The sequence below is a fragment of the Sphingorhabdus sp. genome, from assembly GCF_029865925.1.
Classification (GTDB): domain Bacteria; phylum Pseudomonadota; class Alphaproteobacteria; order Sphingomonadales; family Sphingomonadaceae; genus Sphingorhabdus_B.
The window spans coordinates 1-13,544 of record NZ_JARXAI010000097.1; the positions used below are offsets into that span (position 1 = coordinate 1).

17 protein-coding genes are annotated in these 13,544 nt (G+C 56.1%); 11 read left to right on the forward strand and 6 right to left on the reverse strand.

The window, feature by feature from the left end; translation table 11 throughout:
* Together QE270_RS09985 and QE270_RS09990 are read left to right on the forward strand one after the other, a co-directional pair.
* A partial coding sequence (locus tag QE270_RS09985) for a cell wall hydrolase (RefSeq protein ID WP_300038859.1) occupies positions 1 to 300 on the forward strand: 300 nt, incomplete at its 5' end.
* Between the two features lie 78 nt (positions 301 to 378).
* Positions 379 to 867: an MmcB family DNA repair protein gene (locus tag QE270_RS09990; protein WP_300038974.1), complete on the forward strand. Its 489-nt coding sequence runs from the start codon at positions 379 to 381 to the stop codon at positions 865 to 867.
* Between the two features lie 9 nt (positions 868 to 876).
* Here the strand turns inward: QE270_RS09990 and QE270_RS09995 are convergent, their stop codons facing one another.
* Together QE270_RS09995 and QE270_RS10000 are read right to left on the reverse strand one after the other, a co-directional pair.
* Positions 877 to 2,811: a DUF3604 domain-containing protein gene (locus QE270_RS09995; protein ID WP_300038862.1), complete on the reverse strand. Its 1,935-nt coding sequence runs from the start codon at positions 2,809 to 2,811 to the stop codon at positions 877 to 879.
* A 45-nt stretch (positions 2,812 to 2,856) separates the two neighbouring features.
* A complete protein-coding gene (locus QE270_RS10000) occupies positions 2,857 to 3,348 on the reverse strand; it encodes a sterol desaturase family protein (protein ID WP_300038977.1) in 492 nt (163 codons plus the stop codon).
* Here QE270_RS10000 and QE270_RS10005 point away from each other — a divergent pair.
* Positions 3,262 to 3,624, forward strand: a complete 363-nt coding sequence (locus QE270_RS10005; RefSeq protein ID WP_300038987.1) for a hypothetical protein — start codon at positions 3,262 to 3,264, stop codon at positions 3,622 to 3,624. The genes QE270_RS10000 and QE270_RS10005 overlap by 87 nt on opposite strands.
* Before the next feature lie 50 nt (positions 3,625 to 3,674).
* On the opposite strand, the gene QE270_RS10010 is transcribed toward QE270_RS10005, so the two are convergent.
* The gene (locus QE270_RS10010; protein WP_300038865.1) at positions 3,675 to 4,784 is read right to left on the reverse strand and encodes an alkene reductase; all 1,110 of its coding nucleotides are present in this window, start codon (positions 4,782 to 4,784) and stop codon (positions 3,675 to 3,677) included.
* Positions 4,785 to 4,839: 55 nt separating this feature from the next.
* On the opposite strand from QE270_RS10010, the gene QE270_RS10015 reads away from it, so the two are divergent.
* Genes QE270_RS10015 through QE270_RS10045 form a run of 7 tightly spaced genes read left to right on the forward strand, consistent with a single transcriptional unit; the run spans position 4,840 to position 11,269 of the window.
* A complete protein-coding gene (locus QE270_RS10015; RefSeq protein ID WP_300038868.1) occupies positions 4,840 to 5,712 on the forward strand; it encodes a DMT family transporter in 873 nt (290 codons plus the stop codon).
* 38 nt (positions 5,713 to 5,750) lie between these two features.
* Positions 5,751 to 6,419 (forward strand): COQ9 family protein, encoded by a 669-nt coding sequence (locus tag QE270_RS10020; RefSeq protein WP_300038871.1) that lies wholly within the window; start codon positions 5,751 to 5,753, stop codon positions 6,417 to 6,419.
* A 47-nt stretch (positions 6,420 to 6,466) separates the two neighbouring features.
* Positions 6,467 to 6,709 (forward strand): FeoA family protein, encoded by a 243-nt coding sequence (locus tag QE270_RS10025; protein WP_300038874.1) that lies wholly within the window; start codon positions 6,467 to 6,469, stop codon positions 6,707 to 6,709.
* Positions 6,706 to 8,559 carry a ferrous iron transporter B gene (locus QE270_RS10030; protein ID WP_300038877.1) on the forward strand — a complete coding sequence of 618 codons (1,854 nt, stop codon included), beginning with the start codon at positions 6,706 to 6,708 and terminating at the stop codon, positions 8,557 to 8,559. The genes QE270_RS10025 and QE270_RS10030 overlap by 4 nt, the downstream gene beginning before the upstream one ends.
* Positions 8,560 to 8,596: 37 nt before the next feature.
* Positions 8,597 to 9,094, forward strand: coding sequence for a single-stranded DNA-binding protein (gene ssb / locus QE270_RS10035; RefSeq protein WP_300038880.1), 498 nt, complete (start codon positions 8,597 to 8,599; stop codon positions 9,092 to 9,094).
* 47 nt (positions 9,095 to 9,141) lie between these two features.
* Complete coding sequence (locus tag QE270_RS10040) at positions 9,142 to 9,816, forward strand: TVP38/TMEM64 family protein (protein WP_300038883.1); 675 nt, start codon at positions 9,142 to 9,144, stop codon at positions 9,814 to 9,816.
* A complete protein-coding gene (locus tag QE270_RS10045) occupies positions 9,809 to 11,269 on the forward strand; it encodes an FAD-dependent oxidoreductase (RefSeq protein WP_300038886.1) in 1,461 nt (486 codons plus the stop codon). Before QE270_RS10040 ends, QE270_RS10045 begins: the two co-directional genes overlap by 8 nt.
* Here QE270_RS10045 and QE270_RS10050 read toward each other — a convergent pair.
* Genes QE270_RS10050 through QE270_RS10060 form a run of 3 tightly spaced genes read right to left on the reverse strand, consistent with a single transcriptional unit; the run spans position 11,266 to position 12,953 of the window.
* The gene (locus QE270_RS10050) at positions 11,266 to 11,868 is read right to left on the reverse strand and encodes a CDP-alcohol phosphatidyltransferase family protein (RefSeq protein WP_300038889.1); all 603 of its coding nucleotides are present in this window, start codon (positions 11,866 to 11,868) and stop codon (positions 11,266 to 11,268) included. The two genes, QE270_RS10045 and QE270_RS10050, sit on opposite strands and share 4 nt — an antisense overlap.
* A gap of 12 nt (positions 11,869 to 11,880) precedes the next feature.
* Positions 11,881 to 12,405, reverse strand: a complete 525-nt coding sequence (locus tag QE270_RS10055) for a YceD family protein (protein ID WP_300038892.1) — start codon at positions 12,403 to 12,405, stop codon at positions 11,881 to 11,883.
* Positions 12,405 to 12,953, reverse strand: coding sequence for a ubiquinol-cytochrome C chaperone family protein (locus QE270_RS10060; protein ID WP_300038895.1), 549 nt, complete (start codon positions 12,951 to 12,953; stop codon positions 12,405 to 12,407). Before QE270_RS10060 ends, QE270_RS10055 begins: the two co-directional genes overlap by 1 nt.
* Before the next feature lie 160 nt (positions 12,954 to 13,113).
* Here QE270_RS10060 and QE270_RS10065 point away from each other — a divergent pair, with 160 nt between their 5' ends.
* Positions 13,114 to 13,515 carry an outer membrane protein assembly factor BamE gene (locus QE270_RS10065; protein WP_300038898.1) on the forward strand — a complete coding sequence of 134 codons (402 nt, stop codon included), beginning with the start codon at positions 13,114 to 13,116 and terminating at the stop codon, positions 13,513 to 13,515.
* Positions 13,516 to 13,544 lie beyond the last annotated feature (29 nt).

The window sequence follows — 13,544 nt, forward strand, 5'->3', positions numbered from 1 at the left end:
GGCCAGTTGGCAGTCGCGCGGGTCATTCTCGCCCGTGCCAATTCGGGTCGCTTCCCCAGCACTTTGTGCGGCGTTGTGTTTCAGAAAAGCCAATTCTCTTTTGTCCGCGGCGCAGGCATGCCGCCGATCCGGACCGGCAGCAAAGGCTGGCAGGAGGCTGTCGCCATCAGCAAAATCGCTTTAAACGACAGCTGGAAAAGCCCCGTTGAAGGCGCGCTGTTCTTTCACGCCCGTCATGTAATGCCGGGCTGGGATCTGACGCGCATTGGCAGCATCGACAATCATATTTTTTATCGCTGATGTGCGGTAAACACGCGTGACGATAAAGCCCCTAAATGGGGCCTTTATTATGTTCTGGTTTTGTTCTAAGATCCGATGATGGATTCGGCTTCGACAACTTTGTCTTTTTCGGGGGCGCCCGCGGTTGCGCGCGGCGTCTCGCGTCTGTTTTTACGTAACCAGATCATGGTGCAGCCCGAGGTCAGCTTACGCAACAATCGCCGAGCTGACCTGATGGGCCTGACCATCAAGGGTGAGATTATCATTGTCGAAATAAAATGTTCGCGCGCCGACCTTTTGGGTGACCAAAAATGGCCCGAATATCTGGACTATTGCGACCGTTTTTTCTGGGCAGTGCCCGCAGGGTTCGACATTGGCCCACTGCATAGCGACGCCTTCATGCCCGAACGTGCCGGGTTGATTATCGCCGACGCTTATGACGCCGAGATCGCCCGGCCAGCAGCTTTGGTGCCCGTCGCGCCAGCGCGGCGAAAGACCGAAACCCAGCGATTGGCTAGGCTCGCGATGCGCCGCTTGATGGGCACTGCCGATCCCGACCTGATACTTGCCGGGATCGATGTCGAATAATAGCCTGCGCTAACTCTTTTTAGGATTATACCAAATCGGTGAAGAATAGGCGCGCTCCTGCGCCTTAAGCTCCGTACCCGGCAGCAGCTTGGCCCCATAACGCAAGGCATCAAACAGCACCCAGCGCGGTGTCGGAATTTCGATAACGCGGACATAATAGAACGCACGGATGTTGCGGTCGAATTCAGGGTCAGTCCACACCGCGCGCAATTCGGGGTCGCCAATGCTGTTGGTGTAGCTGGCTTTGGCGATATTCACGGTGTCGCCCACCGCAGGTACTTTGCCATTCGCGCCCTTTTGCCTTTTGTCCGCATCGCCCCATACAACGTCGAAGACCTTTTCTTGCAGCACGCCTGATGCGTTCACCCATCCCTTGACGACCTGAACACGGTCGAGATTGGCACCCATCGGGTCTTTCAATGCCGAAATCATGAACTTTGGCGCGCCATTGCCGGGTTTAAGATCCGCGCCCATGGGGACGCCTTTTGCGTAACCGGCTTTTACCCAGTCGCCTGCAAACAGCGTGTCGTCATAATCCCAGCCACCAAAGAAACGCACTGTCATGCGCGGGCCAGTTGTGGCGTATACCTCGCGTCGCATCATGGCGTCGAAAATGGCTGCGCGCGTATTGGCGGTCGCCCATACGGCGGCATAGCCACCTGCAAGATAGTGCCAACCAATACGCCCTTTCCGGGTGCCAAGATTTTGGGCCTGCGACGCACGATTGGCGTTAGGCTCGCCGCCCGAGTGCTTGCCAAAGAAATTGTTTTCATCACCCGTTGCAAGTCCCGTATGACTATCGGTCGACCCAATGACGCCGAATTTATATGGGTTCACGCCTGTGCGCGCTTCTATTGCAAGGCCGCGTTTCAACGCCTCACGAATATACTCACCCGCATAATCCTGTGGCTTCTTCGCGGCCTGCATGGTCAAATTGCCAAGGTCCCAGCCAGCGGTGCCGAAACCGGAGAACTCGTCGTTAGGCGACAAAAACGGGTGCGATTCACTGTCGCCCTTGATCTGCGTGGTTTCAGCCACGGGCTCGCGCGCCGCGCGCCGCCGTGCATATTGCGCGGTCATTGGGCCGCCGTCCGGACCGACCAGTTCAAACATCAGGCCATTGGACAGGTTGCTGTTATGCGGGATCGCGAGCACTTTCCCGCCCGTGACCTTTTCATAATTGTCCATATAGTCCCACAATTGGCTGACCGGCGTGTCGCCCTGGCCGGGATCATAGGGGAGCACTTTGTCGGTGCGGCTTTTGCCGTCGCGGAACATGACTACGCGGTGCAAATTGTTACCACCGGGCATCAGCGTATATTCAAAGCCCATGAACGCCGTGAATTTGCCGGGCTCATTATAGCGTTCCACTAGCGTGCTATGACCTGTCCAAATATTGGTTGAAGTTTTGCGTTGTCTTTCCGGGTTCGTCAGCGCAGCGGGAAGGGTATTGCGGCCAGCACGGTCAATGAGCTCGCCAGTCACCAGCTGCATGCCCTCTGGCCCCTTGTGCATTTCGGTGTGCCAACGCTTCAGCGTTGGGTCGCGGATTAAAAATCCGGGCGAATCGTATAGAGCTTTGGTCGCGCCAAGGCCGCCAGAGTGATCCGCAATCACTAGAAAATCGAGTGGCCGCTCAAGCTTGGCTTTCAGCCCGCCCGTCGACGTGACTACTTCCCCGCGCGCAAAACGCAGCGCCTCTTCAGGGCCAAGCTTTACGCCAAAGCCAAAGGCATCGATGGAATTGGAGGTGTGGAGATGGGTGTCGCCCCAAAGCAGCGTGCTCGCCGGGCCAGAAGTGACTTCGCTGTCGGAGGATATCTGCGCCACGCGCGAATCGTCCATGACGCGTTTTTCACGATATTGCTGCCACCCGTAGGTTAGCCCTGCCCCAACCGCGACTAGCGCAACTGTGCTCAATATTATCTTGCGTATTCCAGCCATTTTCAACTCTCCCTGCATTAAAAATGCTCTGGAAAATCCCGCTGGTCAAGACGGTCTTGAATTCCGCTGCGTTATGGGTTGCTTTATGCTCCAAATGAAGCCTGAGGGGCGGCTGTCGTCAATCTCAGCTAAGCCTATTTTCTGGTTTTCGGCACCCAATATCGACTCTGTGCGATATGTGCCGAACACGCGGTCCCAAGCCGTTAGGCCAAAACCAAAATTATGCTTCTGGTCATCAACTAAAGTGCTGTGGTGAACCAAATGCATGTCAGGCGTCACCAAAAATGCCCGCAACATGCGGTCAAGCTTGCGGGGCAAGCGAATGTTGCTGTGATTAAACAGCGCGTTGGCGTTTAGCCATAATTCAAACGCCAAAGCCACAAGCAACGGCACGCCAAGCAACGCGACAATTGCCGATTTAAAGAATGTAGACATAATCAGTTCGAATGGATGAAACCGCAGCGCGGTCGTCACATCCAGATCGCGATCGGCGTGGTGGACGGCATGTATGCGCCACAAAAAAGAATAACGGTGCATGGCAAAATGCTGAAACCAAACCGCGAGATCAAGGAGGATAAAGGCGATTATTGCCTCAACCCAAAAGGAGAGCGATATCAGATTCAACACGCCGAAATGATGCGTACTCGCCCAATGCGCCGCGACGCCGACGACCACCAAAAACGACAGCAGTCGTCCAACAACGGCATTGGTGGCAAAGAACAACGCGTGTGTCCGCCACCTTGGGCTGCGCCCGAGCACCAACTTCCGGCGCGGCCAGACAATCTCGGCGCCCGCCAGCAGCACAAGCAATAAGGCGGGGATGGCTATTGCATATATGCCAAACCCCGCCGCGATCATGTGCGTTATACGTCCGTTTTTTCGAGGAAGGGATAGTCGGTATATCCCTCGCCGTCGGGCGTATACCAAGTTTTGAAGTTATCCGGCGTCAGTTCCGCGCCAACGCGCAACCGCTCCACAAGGTCCGGGTTGCTGATATAGGCACGGCCAAAGCTGATAGCGTCTGCAAGGCCTGAGGCGAGATCTGCATCTGCCATCTCCTTGGTATATTCTTGGTTGAGCACCAACGGCCCTTTAAACACTTTGCGGATTTCCGGTGAGATGCGGGGTACGTCGGTTTTTCCGAAACTGCCGTGGGGCTTCAGGTCGCGCAGCTCAAGGAAGGCAATGCCGATGTCTTGCAAGGCCGCAGCGGCAGCGGTGAATAAAGCAACAGGATTGCTGTCGTCTGCGCCTTGCGTTTCGCCATTGGGAGATAAACGCACAGATGTCCGTTCCGAACCAACGGTATCGACAACAGCTTGCGTTACTTCGCGCAACAGGCGGATGCGGTTTTCGATTGCGCCGCCATAATCATCGGTCCGGAAATTGGTGTTGTCGCGCAGGAACTGGTCAATCAGATAGCCATTGGCTGCGTGAATTTGCACACCGTCAAACCCAGCTGCCATCGCATTTTTAGCGGCGTGCACATAATCCGCAACAATGCGCGGGAATTCGGAGATATCAAGCGCGCGGGCCTCGGTGTAATCCTTTTTGCCTTGCGGCGTATGGGCCAAGCCCGGCGCAGTGGTGGCCGAAGACGACACCGGTTGCGCGCCGCCCAAGAAATCAGGGTGCACCAGGCGGCCCATGTGCCACATTTGCAGGATGATCCGACCGCCTGCGTTGTGCACGGCTTTCGTCACTGGCTTCCAAGCCTCGACCTGCGCGTCCGACCAAATACCCGGCGCTGACGGCCAGCCGAGTCCTTCTTGGCTGATGCCGGTGGCTTCAGAGATAATGACGCCGGCGGTACTGCGCTGGCTGTAATATTCGGCCTTAAGGTCGGTCAGAGGCACATGCTCACCTTCGCTACGTCCGCGTGTCAGCGGGGCCATGAGTATACGGTTGGGCGCCGAGATGGCACCGAGTTGAATCGGGTCGAACAAAGTTGCAGTCACGGGATTTCCTGTCATTAAGGCGCTTCGTCGCCAAGATGCGGATGAAAGTTGCAAATTGCAACGGGGGTTTATGCAGCAAAAGTTTTTTCAACAGCAAAAACCAAGTTTGCTTGCCTTTGTTGCATTGCTTGCCGGCAATATCGCGATTGCCTTTGGGCCCCTACTTGTGCGCTTTGCGGACAGTGGGCCGATTGCAACGGGGTTCTGGCGATTGGCCCTCGCAACGCCGTTTTTATTGGCTGTCGGCTATCGTTTCGGTTTCCGCATGGCGACGGTTAGTCGTTCGACATTATGGCTAATAATCGTCGCGGGTGTTTTTTTCGGTGTAGACATCGTCCTGTGGCATATCGGTATTTTTCAGACGAAAATGGCCAATGCGACAATTTTTGCCAATTGCGCCAGCCTGTTGCTGGTGGTTTATGGCGTGATTGGCGCGCGCAAAATGCCGTCCAGATGGGAAGGCGCTGCCATTCTTTTTGCGTTTCTTGGCGCTGCGTTGCTGATGGGGCAAAGCCTTGAATTGTCGCCACGTCATTTCACTGGCGACCTCTTGTCGCTTGGGGCTGGGCTTACCTATACCGTCTATTTGGTATCGATGATGAAAGTTCGCCAAAACACCGAAAGCTGGGGCGCGCTTGGAATGGCAAGCGCCTTTGCGGCGGTTGTGCTTCTTGCGTGTGCCCTTTTTGCCGGTGAGCAGATCATCCCTACGGCATGGTGGCCAGTCGTTTTGCTCGCCTTTACCTCACAATTTTTCGGCCAAGGTTGCCTGACCTATGCGCTGCCGCATTTTAGCCCTTTGGTGATTGGGTTAGCCCTGTTGCTTCAGCCGGCTTTGTCGGCAGCCGCCGGATGGCTGGCCTTTGGCGAGACGCTTACGGCGATGGACTTTACGGGTAGCGCGCTTGTTATGCTCGCCTTGGTGCTGGTGCGAAAGCAATAGCCCTTTTCTTGCGGGCAGCGAACGCGTACATAGACAACATGCCAGAACATGCTCTCCCTGCCGACCCGACGCTTGACGAAGTTCGCGTTGCCCTTGCCCCCGTCATCGGCCGTCACGCCGGTTTTGATGGTTGGTCCGACGCCGCCGTTCATGCGGCGGCTGATGATATGGGCATTGACCGCGACGTTGCTATGCTGGCCTTCAACGGTAAAGCGATCGACATGATCGATGCCTGGATTGAGGGCGTGGACTTGGAGCTCGCCCGCCGCTTGCCAGCCGACAAATTGGGGGCGATGAAAATCCGCGACCGCATTACTGCTTTGCTGGCGACTCGGCTGGAAATTATGGCGCCCGATCGGGAATCGCTCCGCCGCGCCCTTGCAATCATGGCGATGCCCCAGAATTTAGCCAGGTCCGCAAAAATGGGCTGGCGTTCGGCGGATCGCATGTGGCGTCTGGCGGGGGATACCGCAACGGACCTCAACCATTATACCAAGCGCATGACATTGTCCGCGGTCTACGCCAGCACATTGAGCGTTTTTGTGAATGATGACAGCGACAATTTTGCAGATACCCGCGCGTTTCTCGACCGACGGATCGACAATGTGATGCAAATTGAAAAGGTGAAATATCAGGCCAAGCAACGCACGGAATTCACGCCAAGCCTGTCGCGATTCATCGGCCGGTTGCGCTATCCTGCAAGGTGAGATGAATCTCTATTGATGTTATTGCGAATCGGTTGCAAATACCGCGCGTGCAACTTGATCACCTCCCACTCAACCGCATGGCGGTCATTCGGACCATCCATTGGGATGATTTGCCTGATCAGGAAGGGCATCGTTTGCGTTCGCTCGGCTTTGAACCCGGCGTAGCGATTGAGGCATTGCACAAGGGCATATTGATGTGGCGCGATCCACTGGCGGTGCGTGTCGGCCGGATGACTGTTGCCTTGCGCACCAACGTGGCTGCCGCAATTGATTGCGAGTTATCGGCATGACCGAGATGCCGCCGCTGGTGGCCTTGGTCGGTAACCCCAATGCTGGCAAAAGTGCGTTGTTCAATGCATTGACCGGCGCGCGACAGAAAATTGCCAATTATCCAGGCGTAACGGTTGAGCGTAAATCGGGGCGCGCCACTTTTGCCGATGGGCGTCCGGTCGAGATGATCGATTTGCCCGGCGCCTATAGCCTGAGTCCCGACAGCCTCGACGAAGCCGTCACGCGCGACGTGGTCTTAGGCAATTTGCAAGGCCATCGCCGACCCGATGCGCTGGTCATCGTGCTCGACGCGGGCAATCTCGACAATCATCTGCGCTTTGCGCTTGAACTGATTGCGCAAGGCCTACCGACGGTGGTCGCATTGAACATGATTGATTTGGCCGAGCGGGACGGGCTTCAACTGGATTCGCAAAAGCTGGCGCGCGCGCTTGGCGTGCCCGTCATTGAGACGGTTGCTGTACGTCGCCGCGGGCTTGAGCCATTGATGATCCAGCTGGAGGAAGCGCTCCATAATCCCAGTCCGGCGATAGAGCCGGTCGCCATATCCATCGGCGCGCAGAACCAGCGCGCCCGCGACATCGCACGCTCGGTCATCATCAACGAAACCGCCGGCCGCCAATGGACACGCCGGCTCGATGCCGTGCTGCTGCATCCGGTCGGCGGCGTGGTCATCTTGCTCGCGTTATTGTTCCTGATGTTTCAGGCGGTCTATGGCTGGTCCGAGGCGCCGATTGGTTGGATCGAAAGTGGCTTTGCCTTGCTGAGTGATGGCATTAAAAATGCTATGCCTGACGGACTTCTGCGGTCGTTCCTCACCGATGGGGTCATCGCTGGCGTTGGTTCGGTCATCGTCTTCTTGCCGCAGATTCTAATTCTGTTTCTGTTCATATTATTGCTTGAGGCGTCGGGCTATATGACGCGCGCGGCCTTTGTTATGGACCGGTTGATGGCGGCGGTCGGGCTTTCGGGACATAGTTTCATTCCCTTATTGTCGTCATTCGCCTGCGCGATTCCGGGCATCATGGCGACGCGGACGATCATGGATCAAAAGGAACGGCTGGCGACCATTCTTATTTCGCCATTGATGACCTGTTCGGCGCGCCTGCCCGTCTACACTGTTATCATCGGCGCATTCATTCCGGCGTCCAATATTGGCCCCGGCATTGGCTTACAAGGGCTGGTCCTGTTCGGCCTTTATATTGCAGGGATTTTGGGTGCGATGCTGGCGGCATCCGCCATCCAACGCTTTGTGACGCAAAGCCGAACGAGCAGTTTCCTGATTGAAATGCCGCGTTATCAATGGCCACGGGTCAGCGACATTGCGCTTAACCTGTGGCAGCGCGCATGGGTTTTTCTGCGCCGTGCAGGGACGATCATTTTTGCCGCAACGATCATTTTATGGGCGCTTCTAAGCTTTCCCAAAGCGCCCGAAGGCAGCAATATCTCGCAGGTCGAATATTCTGTTGCGGGCCGTATTGCCGACGGCCTTGAACCGATTGTCCGGCCCATTGGTTTCAACCACGACATTGCATTGGCGTTGATTCCGGCAATGGCGGCGCGTGAGGTTGCGGTTTCGGCACTGGCAACCGTCTATGCTATTGATGCGGCGGATGACGACGCCGCGGCAACAAGCCTTGGTCCAAAGCTTGCGGCGGACTGGTCGCTTGCCACGGCGCTCGCCTTTCTTGCTTGGTTTGTTTTTGCGCCGCAGTGCATCTCCACAATTGCCGTCACACGGCGCGAAACCAATGGCTGGAAATGGCCTATCTTCATGGTCACTTATCTTTTTGCGTTGGCATATGCCGCAGCAGGGATAACATATTGGACAGCGCGCTCCTTCGGCTTATAGCGGATCAACGAAAACTTTTGCATGTAAGGGCAGCAACATGGCGGGAAGCGTCAATAAAGTCATCATCGTCGGCAACTTGGGCGCAGACCCTGAGGTCAAATCATTCCAGAATGGCGGACGTATCTGCAATTTGCGGATCGCGACTTCCGAAGATTGGAAGGACCGCACAACGGGCGAGAAAAAAGAGCGCACCGAATGGCACTCTGTCGTGCTCAATTCAGATGGCCTCGTCGGCGTTGCGGAGCGCTTCTTAAAAAAAGGCAGCAAGGTGTATATCGAAGGCCAATTGCGCACGCGCAAGTGGCAGGATGCTTCGGGCAATGACCGGTATACGACCGAAGTTTCGGTTGCCGGTTTTGACGGCAAGCTTGTGATGCTCGACGGCCCCAAGGGTGGATCAGGCGGCGGCGGTGATAGCTGGGGCGGCGGCGGATCGTCAGGCGGCGGTTCTGCTGCTGGCGGCAGTGCTGGCGGAGCATCTGGCTTTGGCGGCGGTGATTTCGACAATGATCTCGACGACGACGTCCCGTTTTGATCGCTAATCACGGGGTAATATTGACGGCAGATTGAGCGGGGACCAACATGAAAAAAGCGATATTGGTCCTTGCCCTCCTTGGCGCGATCGCAGCCTATTTCATTTTTGATCTCGGTCAGTTTCTCAGCCTCGAAAACTTTAAAGCGAGCCAAGCAGACATTGTCGAGGCGAAAGACGCGAACCCAGTCCTCTACATCACCGGATTTTTTATCCTGTATGTTGCGGTGACCGGGCTATCCATTCCCGGCGCGGCGATTATGAGCCTTGTTGCCGGCGCATTGTTTGGCGTCGTGGTTGGCACGATCATTGTTTCCTTTGCCTCTACTATTGGCGCAACTTTGGCATTTCTAAGTGCACGCTTCGTCTTGCGCGATTGGGTGCAGGGGAAATTTGGTGGGCGTTTGCGCGTGATTGACGACGGCCTACAAAAGGACGGCGCGTTTTATGTGTTCACACTGCGCCTCATTCCTGTGTTCCCGTTTTTTGTCATCAACCTGTTGATGGGCTTAACGCGCATTAAAACGCCAACGTTTTTCTGGGTCAGCCAATTGGGAATGTTGCCGGCAACAATCGTGTTTGTGAACGCGGGCACGCAAATCAGCAGGATAGAAAGCCCCGCTGGTTTATTGTCCCCGGCCCTTATAGCATCCTTCGTCGCGCTTGCGTTTTTCCCATGGGCGGCAAAGGGTATTGTCGCCTTATTGAAGCGCGGCCGTGCCTGAACGCGTACAAAAGCCGAAGCGGTTTGACCGCAACCTCATTGTCATTGGTTCTGGCTCGGCTGGCTTGGTCTCTGCATATATCGCCGCAATGGTGAAGGCCAAAGTGACGTTAATCGAAGCGCATGAAATGGGCGGCGATTGCCTGAACACCGGATGCGTCCCATCCAAGGCGCTTATCAAAAGCGCGAAGGTCGCACATCAGATTGCCGACGCAGCGCGCTTTGGCATTGATGTGGGCGCGCCCCGTATCGATTTTCCGGCAGTCATGCGCCGCGTGCGCGATGTCATTACCGCAATTGAGCCACATGACAGCGTTGAGCGCTTCACGGGCCTTGGGGTCGACTGTGTGCAGGGCTATGCGCGCTTCATTGACCCTTGGACGGTCGAGATTGACGGCGAGCGGCGGTTGACGGCCAAGTCTTTTATCATCGCCACGGGTGCAGCCCCGCTTATCCCGCCGCTACCTGGTGTAGAAGACAGCGGATATCTCACCAGTGAGACATTGTGGGATGTAATGGCGACGCGGGCGGCTGTGCCGGACCGGCTGGTCATCTTGGGCGGCGGACCAATTGGATGCGAGCTTGCGCAGGCATTTCAGCGGCTGGGATCGAACGTGACCATCGTCGAAATGACGGACCGCTTGCTGTTGAAGGAGGATACGGATGCCACCGCCCTGGTGACGGCGCGTTTGGCATCGGAAGGCGTTTCTATCCGCATCAAGCATCGCGCGTTGCGGTTTGAAGCGGGCAAGACGCTGGTCGTTGCAGGGCCAGAGGGCGAGGCCGCAATCGCTTATGATGACATCATCATCGCGGTTGGGCGCAAGCCGCGCGTGTCTGGTTTCGGCCTAGAAGAACTTGGGCTGGTCGTTGACGGTCGGTTGGAAAACGACGTGTTTTTGCGCACCAACATGCCGCACATCCTGTGCGCCGGCGATGTTGCGGGGCGTCAGCAGCTCACCCATGGCGGCAGTCATGAAGCCTGGTATGCCAGCGTCAACGCGCTTGCTCGCCCCTTCAAAAAATACCGGACCGATTACCGCGTCCTGCCACGCGTAACCTATACAGAGCCCGAACTGGCAACGGTGGGCCTCACCCAAGCTGAAGCGGAAGAGCAGGGCCTGTCCTTTGATGTCACGCGCTATGATCTGGATGATCTCGACCGGGCAATTGCGGAGAGCGAGGCGCACGGTTTTGTCAAAATTCTGACCGCAAAGGGCAGTGACCGGATCTTGGGCGCGACCATCATTGGCCAGAATGCCGGCGAAATTCTCGCCGAAGTCACCTTTGCGATGAAGCACAATATGGGCCTGCGTAAAATCCTCCAGACCATTCATCCTTATCCCACATTGGCGGAAGCGAACAAATATGCCGCCGGACAATTTGGCCTCGCGCGCAAGCCTGTGGCATTATTGAAATGGGCGGAACGCTGGTTCCGGTGGCAGCGCGGTTAGCGGAAGCTTTTTGCCGCAAGGACCATGCGCTGAAAAACCGTCAGCAAACACAGCATGGCAAAGACGATCGCGAGCGTCGGGAAATATGCTGGGAACAGACAAAATAGCAAGAAAAAGGCGATAGTCTCCCCGCCCTCCATCAATCCAGTCGAATAGATAAACGCCTTTGGCCCATGTGTGCCGCCATCGGTGGGTTGCCGCGCGGCAATGGCGGCGAAGGCCAAGAAGCTGACGGCGGTTAACGTGAAGCTTGCGACCAGAATTAAGGCTGGCATTTGGGTTGCGGGGTCAATCCATGCGAACGCCACAGGTACCGAGAGGTAAAATACATAATCGCAGAGTATATCGAGATAACCGCCCAATTCGGTCGGCCCATTGATGCGCGCAATCGCGCCATCCAGTCCGTCGAAAATCCGGTTCAGCATTATGAATGCCAATGCCGCTGCGAAATGCGATTGGGTGATACAAACAGCAGCGCCAAGCCCAAGCCCCGCGCCGCTGATCGTCAATGCGTTCGCCGAAATGCGCGCGCCAGCGGCCCACGCTGCAACGCGGGTGAGCGCCGGATCGAGCAACCGGCGCAGCGCCACATCAAACATGGCGCGTGCCCCTCATTTTTTCGCCAATAAGTCTTTAAGGCCTGCCAAAACGCCTGTCGGAACAACATCTTCCTCGCTCTTCACCCCAGCGGCCTTGAGCATTTTCTCCGCCTCCGGGCTACGCGGATAGGGGTTGAGGGCTAGGCCAAGTGATTGAGCAACGGCTTCGCCCAGGTCAATGGTCTGGCCATCATGAAACATCGTGTCGCAATCCTCTGGCGCAAGCTCAAGCTCAACCTCGCCATTGACCACAGGCTCTGGAACAAAACGGATATGGACCGCCTCATCCATTCGGGCTGGAACAGGGTCATGCGAGGCAATGCAAAATTGCGCGAGATCTGCAGTGAAGCGGCCCGTGGCCACAACCCCTTCCGCATCATGCGCCAGCGATATCTCCGCCTTTAACGAACCCAGCGCAGCCAGATCAAAACGCGCCATCAGACCAGCGCGGGCATCTTCATCCGCGGACAACTGAATATTACGGCTGTGGCTGCCAACTTCCGAAAGTTTGATGACATGGCTGAACTCGTTGCTCATCACCATTTGGCGTCGCCTTCGACAATCATATCGGGCAATTGTGCGCCCAGCGCCCGCTCGACATCAAGCAGACCCTGGTGTGTGTGGGCAAGCGCCTCGGGTGATGGCGCAACGCTGCGGTAAATGTTGCGGACAATGACATCATCAAGCAGATTATTGTCCGCCATAGCATTACGCAGTGCGCCAAGCCTGCCGCCGACCGCACTCATGATCTGGCCAATATGTTTTCCGACAATCATGTCGCCAATGCCGACCTCGCGCAATTGCCCGTCCATGTCGTCGACAAATACTTCCGTCAGCCGCGCCATGTCCAACGCATAGGCCTTGCCCTCCTCAAGCCGCAGCAGCACAAGAGACAATATCGTCGCAACCATATCGAACCGGCCATCAAGGCTGTCGGGCACCTGCCCCTCAACATACCAATGCGGCGCGCGGGCCTTAGCCACGATCTGGTTATACAATGGAACAAGTTTCAACTTGGGGTCGGGTTGCCCGTTACCGAACAGTCTTTTCAAAAATGTCATAACGGCGATTTCATCCTTACTCATCCGGCATTCATCTGGGATTGCATATTGATATTGCGCCTTAAGGATGCAATGGCAAAGGCCCAAGTTTAGTGGATAAGCGGAGAAGTCTATGCGCGCGTCGCAAATTGTTAGTCTTGCAACAGTGATTGCTGCTTTATCCCTGTCTTCGGGGTGCACGCGCTTGAAATCACATCAAGGATATATTGGCGACCAAACGTTGCTGAGCTCGGTTCAGCCAGGTGTCGACAATAAGGAGTCGGTTCAGGCATCGCTTGGCCGGCCGACATTTGTTGGCCAGTTCGACAAGAATGACTGGTATTATTATTCGCGTGACGCCAAGCAATTGGCATTTTCGCAGCCCGTGGCGGAAAATCAATATGTGCTCAAGGTCCGTTTCGACCAAGCGGGCAATGTTGCGTCGGTGTCGCAAACCGGCAAAGAACTGATTTCCAAAATCAGCCCCGAAGGCGATAAGACCCCAACACTTGGCCGCGACACGAGCTTCTTCGAAGAAATCTTCGGCAATATCGGAGCTGTCGGTGCCGGTGGTGGTCAAGGCGGGACGCCGAACAGCCCGAATTAAATTAAATTCCTGACCGACGTCAAATCGGC

Bases quoted from the DNA above. Each gene is read 5' to 3' on its own strand.
- QE270_RS09990 (WP_300038974.1), top strand. From the start codon at position 379: ATGGATTCGGCTTCGACAACTTTGTCTTTTTCGGGGGCGCCCGCGGTT.
- QE270_RS09995 (WP_300038862.1), bottom strand. From the start codon at position 2,811: ATGGCTGGAATACGCAAGATAATATTGAGCACAGTTGCGCTAGTCGCG.
- QE270_RS10005 (WP_300038987.1), top strand. From the start codon at position 3,262: ATGAAACCGCAGCGCGGTCGTCACATCCAGATCGCGATCGGCGTGGTG.
- QE270_RS10000 (WP_300038977.1), bottom strand. From the start codon at position 3,348: ATGCACCGTTATTCTTTTTTGTGGCGCATACATGCCGTCCACCACGCC.
- QE270_RS10010 (WP_300038865.1), bottom strand. From the start codon at position 4,784: ATGACAGGAAATCCCGTGACTGCAACTTTGTTCGACCCGATTCAACTC.
- QE270_RS10015 (WP_300038868.1), top strand. From the start codon at position 4,840: ATGCAGCAAAAGTTTTTTCAACAGCAAAAACCAAGTTTGCTTGCCTTT.
- QE270_RS10020 (WP_300038871.1), top strand. From the start codon at position 5,751: ATGCCAGAACATGCTCTCCCTGCCGACCCGACGCTTGACGAAGTTCGC.
- QE270_RS10030 (WP_300038877.1), top strand. From the start codon at position 6,706: ATGACCGAGATGCCGCCGCTGGTGGCCTTGGTCGGTAACCCCAATGCT.
- ssb (WP_300038880.1), top strand. From the start codon at position 8,597: ATGGCGGGAAGCGTCAATAAAGTCATCATCGTCGGCAACTTGGGCGCA.
- QE270_RS10040 (WP_300038883.1), top strand. From the start codon at position 9,142: ATGAAAAAAGCGATATTGGTCCTTGCCCTCCTTGGCGCGATCGCAGCC.
- QE270_RS10050 (WP_300038889.1), bottom strand. From the start codon at position 11,868: ATGTTTGATGTGGCGCTGCGCCGGTTGCTCGATCCGGCGCTCACCCGC.
- QE270_RS10055 (WP_300038892.1), bottom strand. From the start codon at position 12,405: ATGAGCAACGAGTTCAGCCATGTCATCAAACTTTCGGAAGTTGGCAGC.
- QE270_RS10060 (WP_300038895.1), bottom strand. From the start codon at position 12,953: ATGAGTAAGGATGAAATCGCCGTTATGACATTTTTGAAAAGACTGTTC.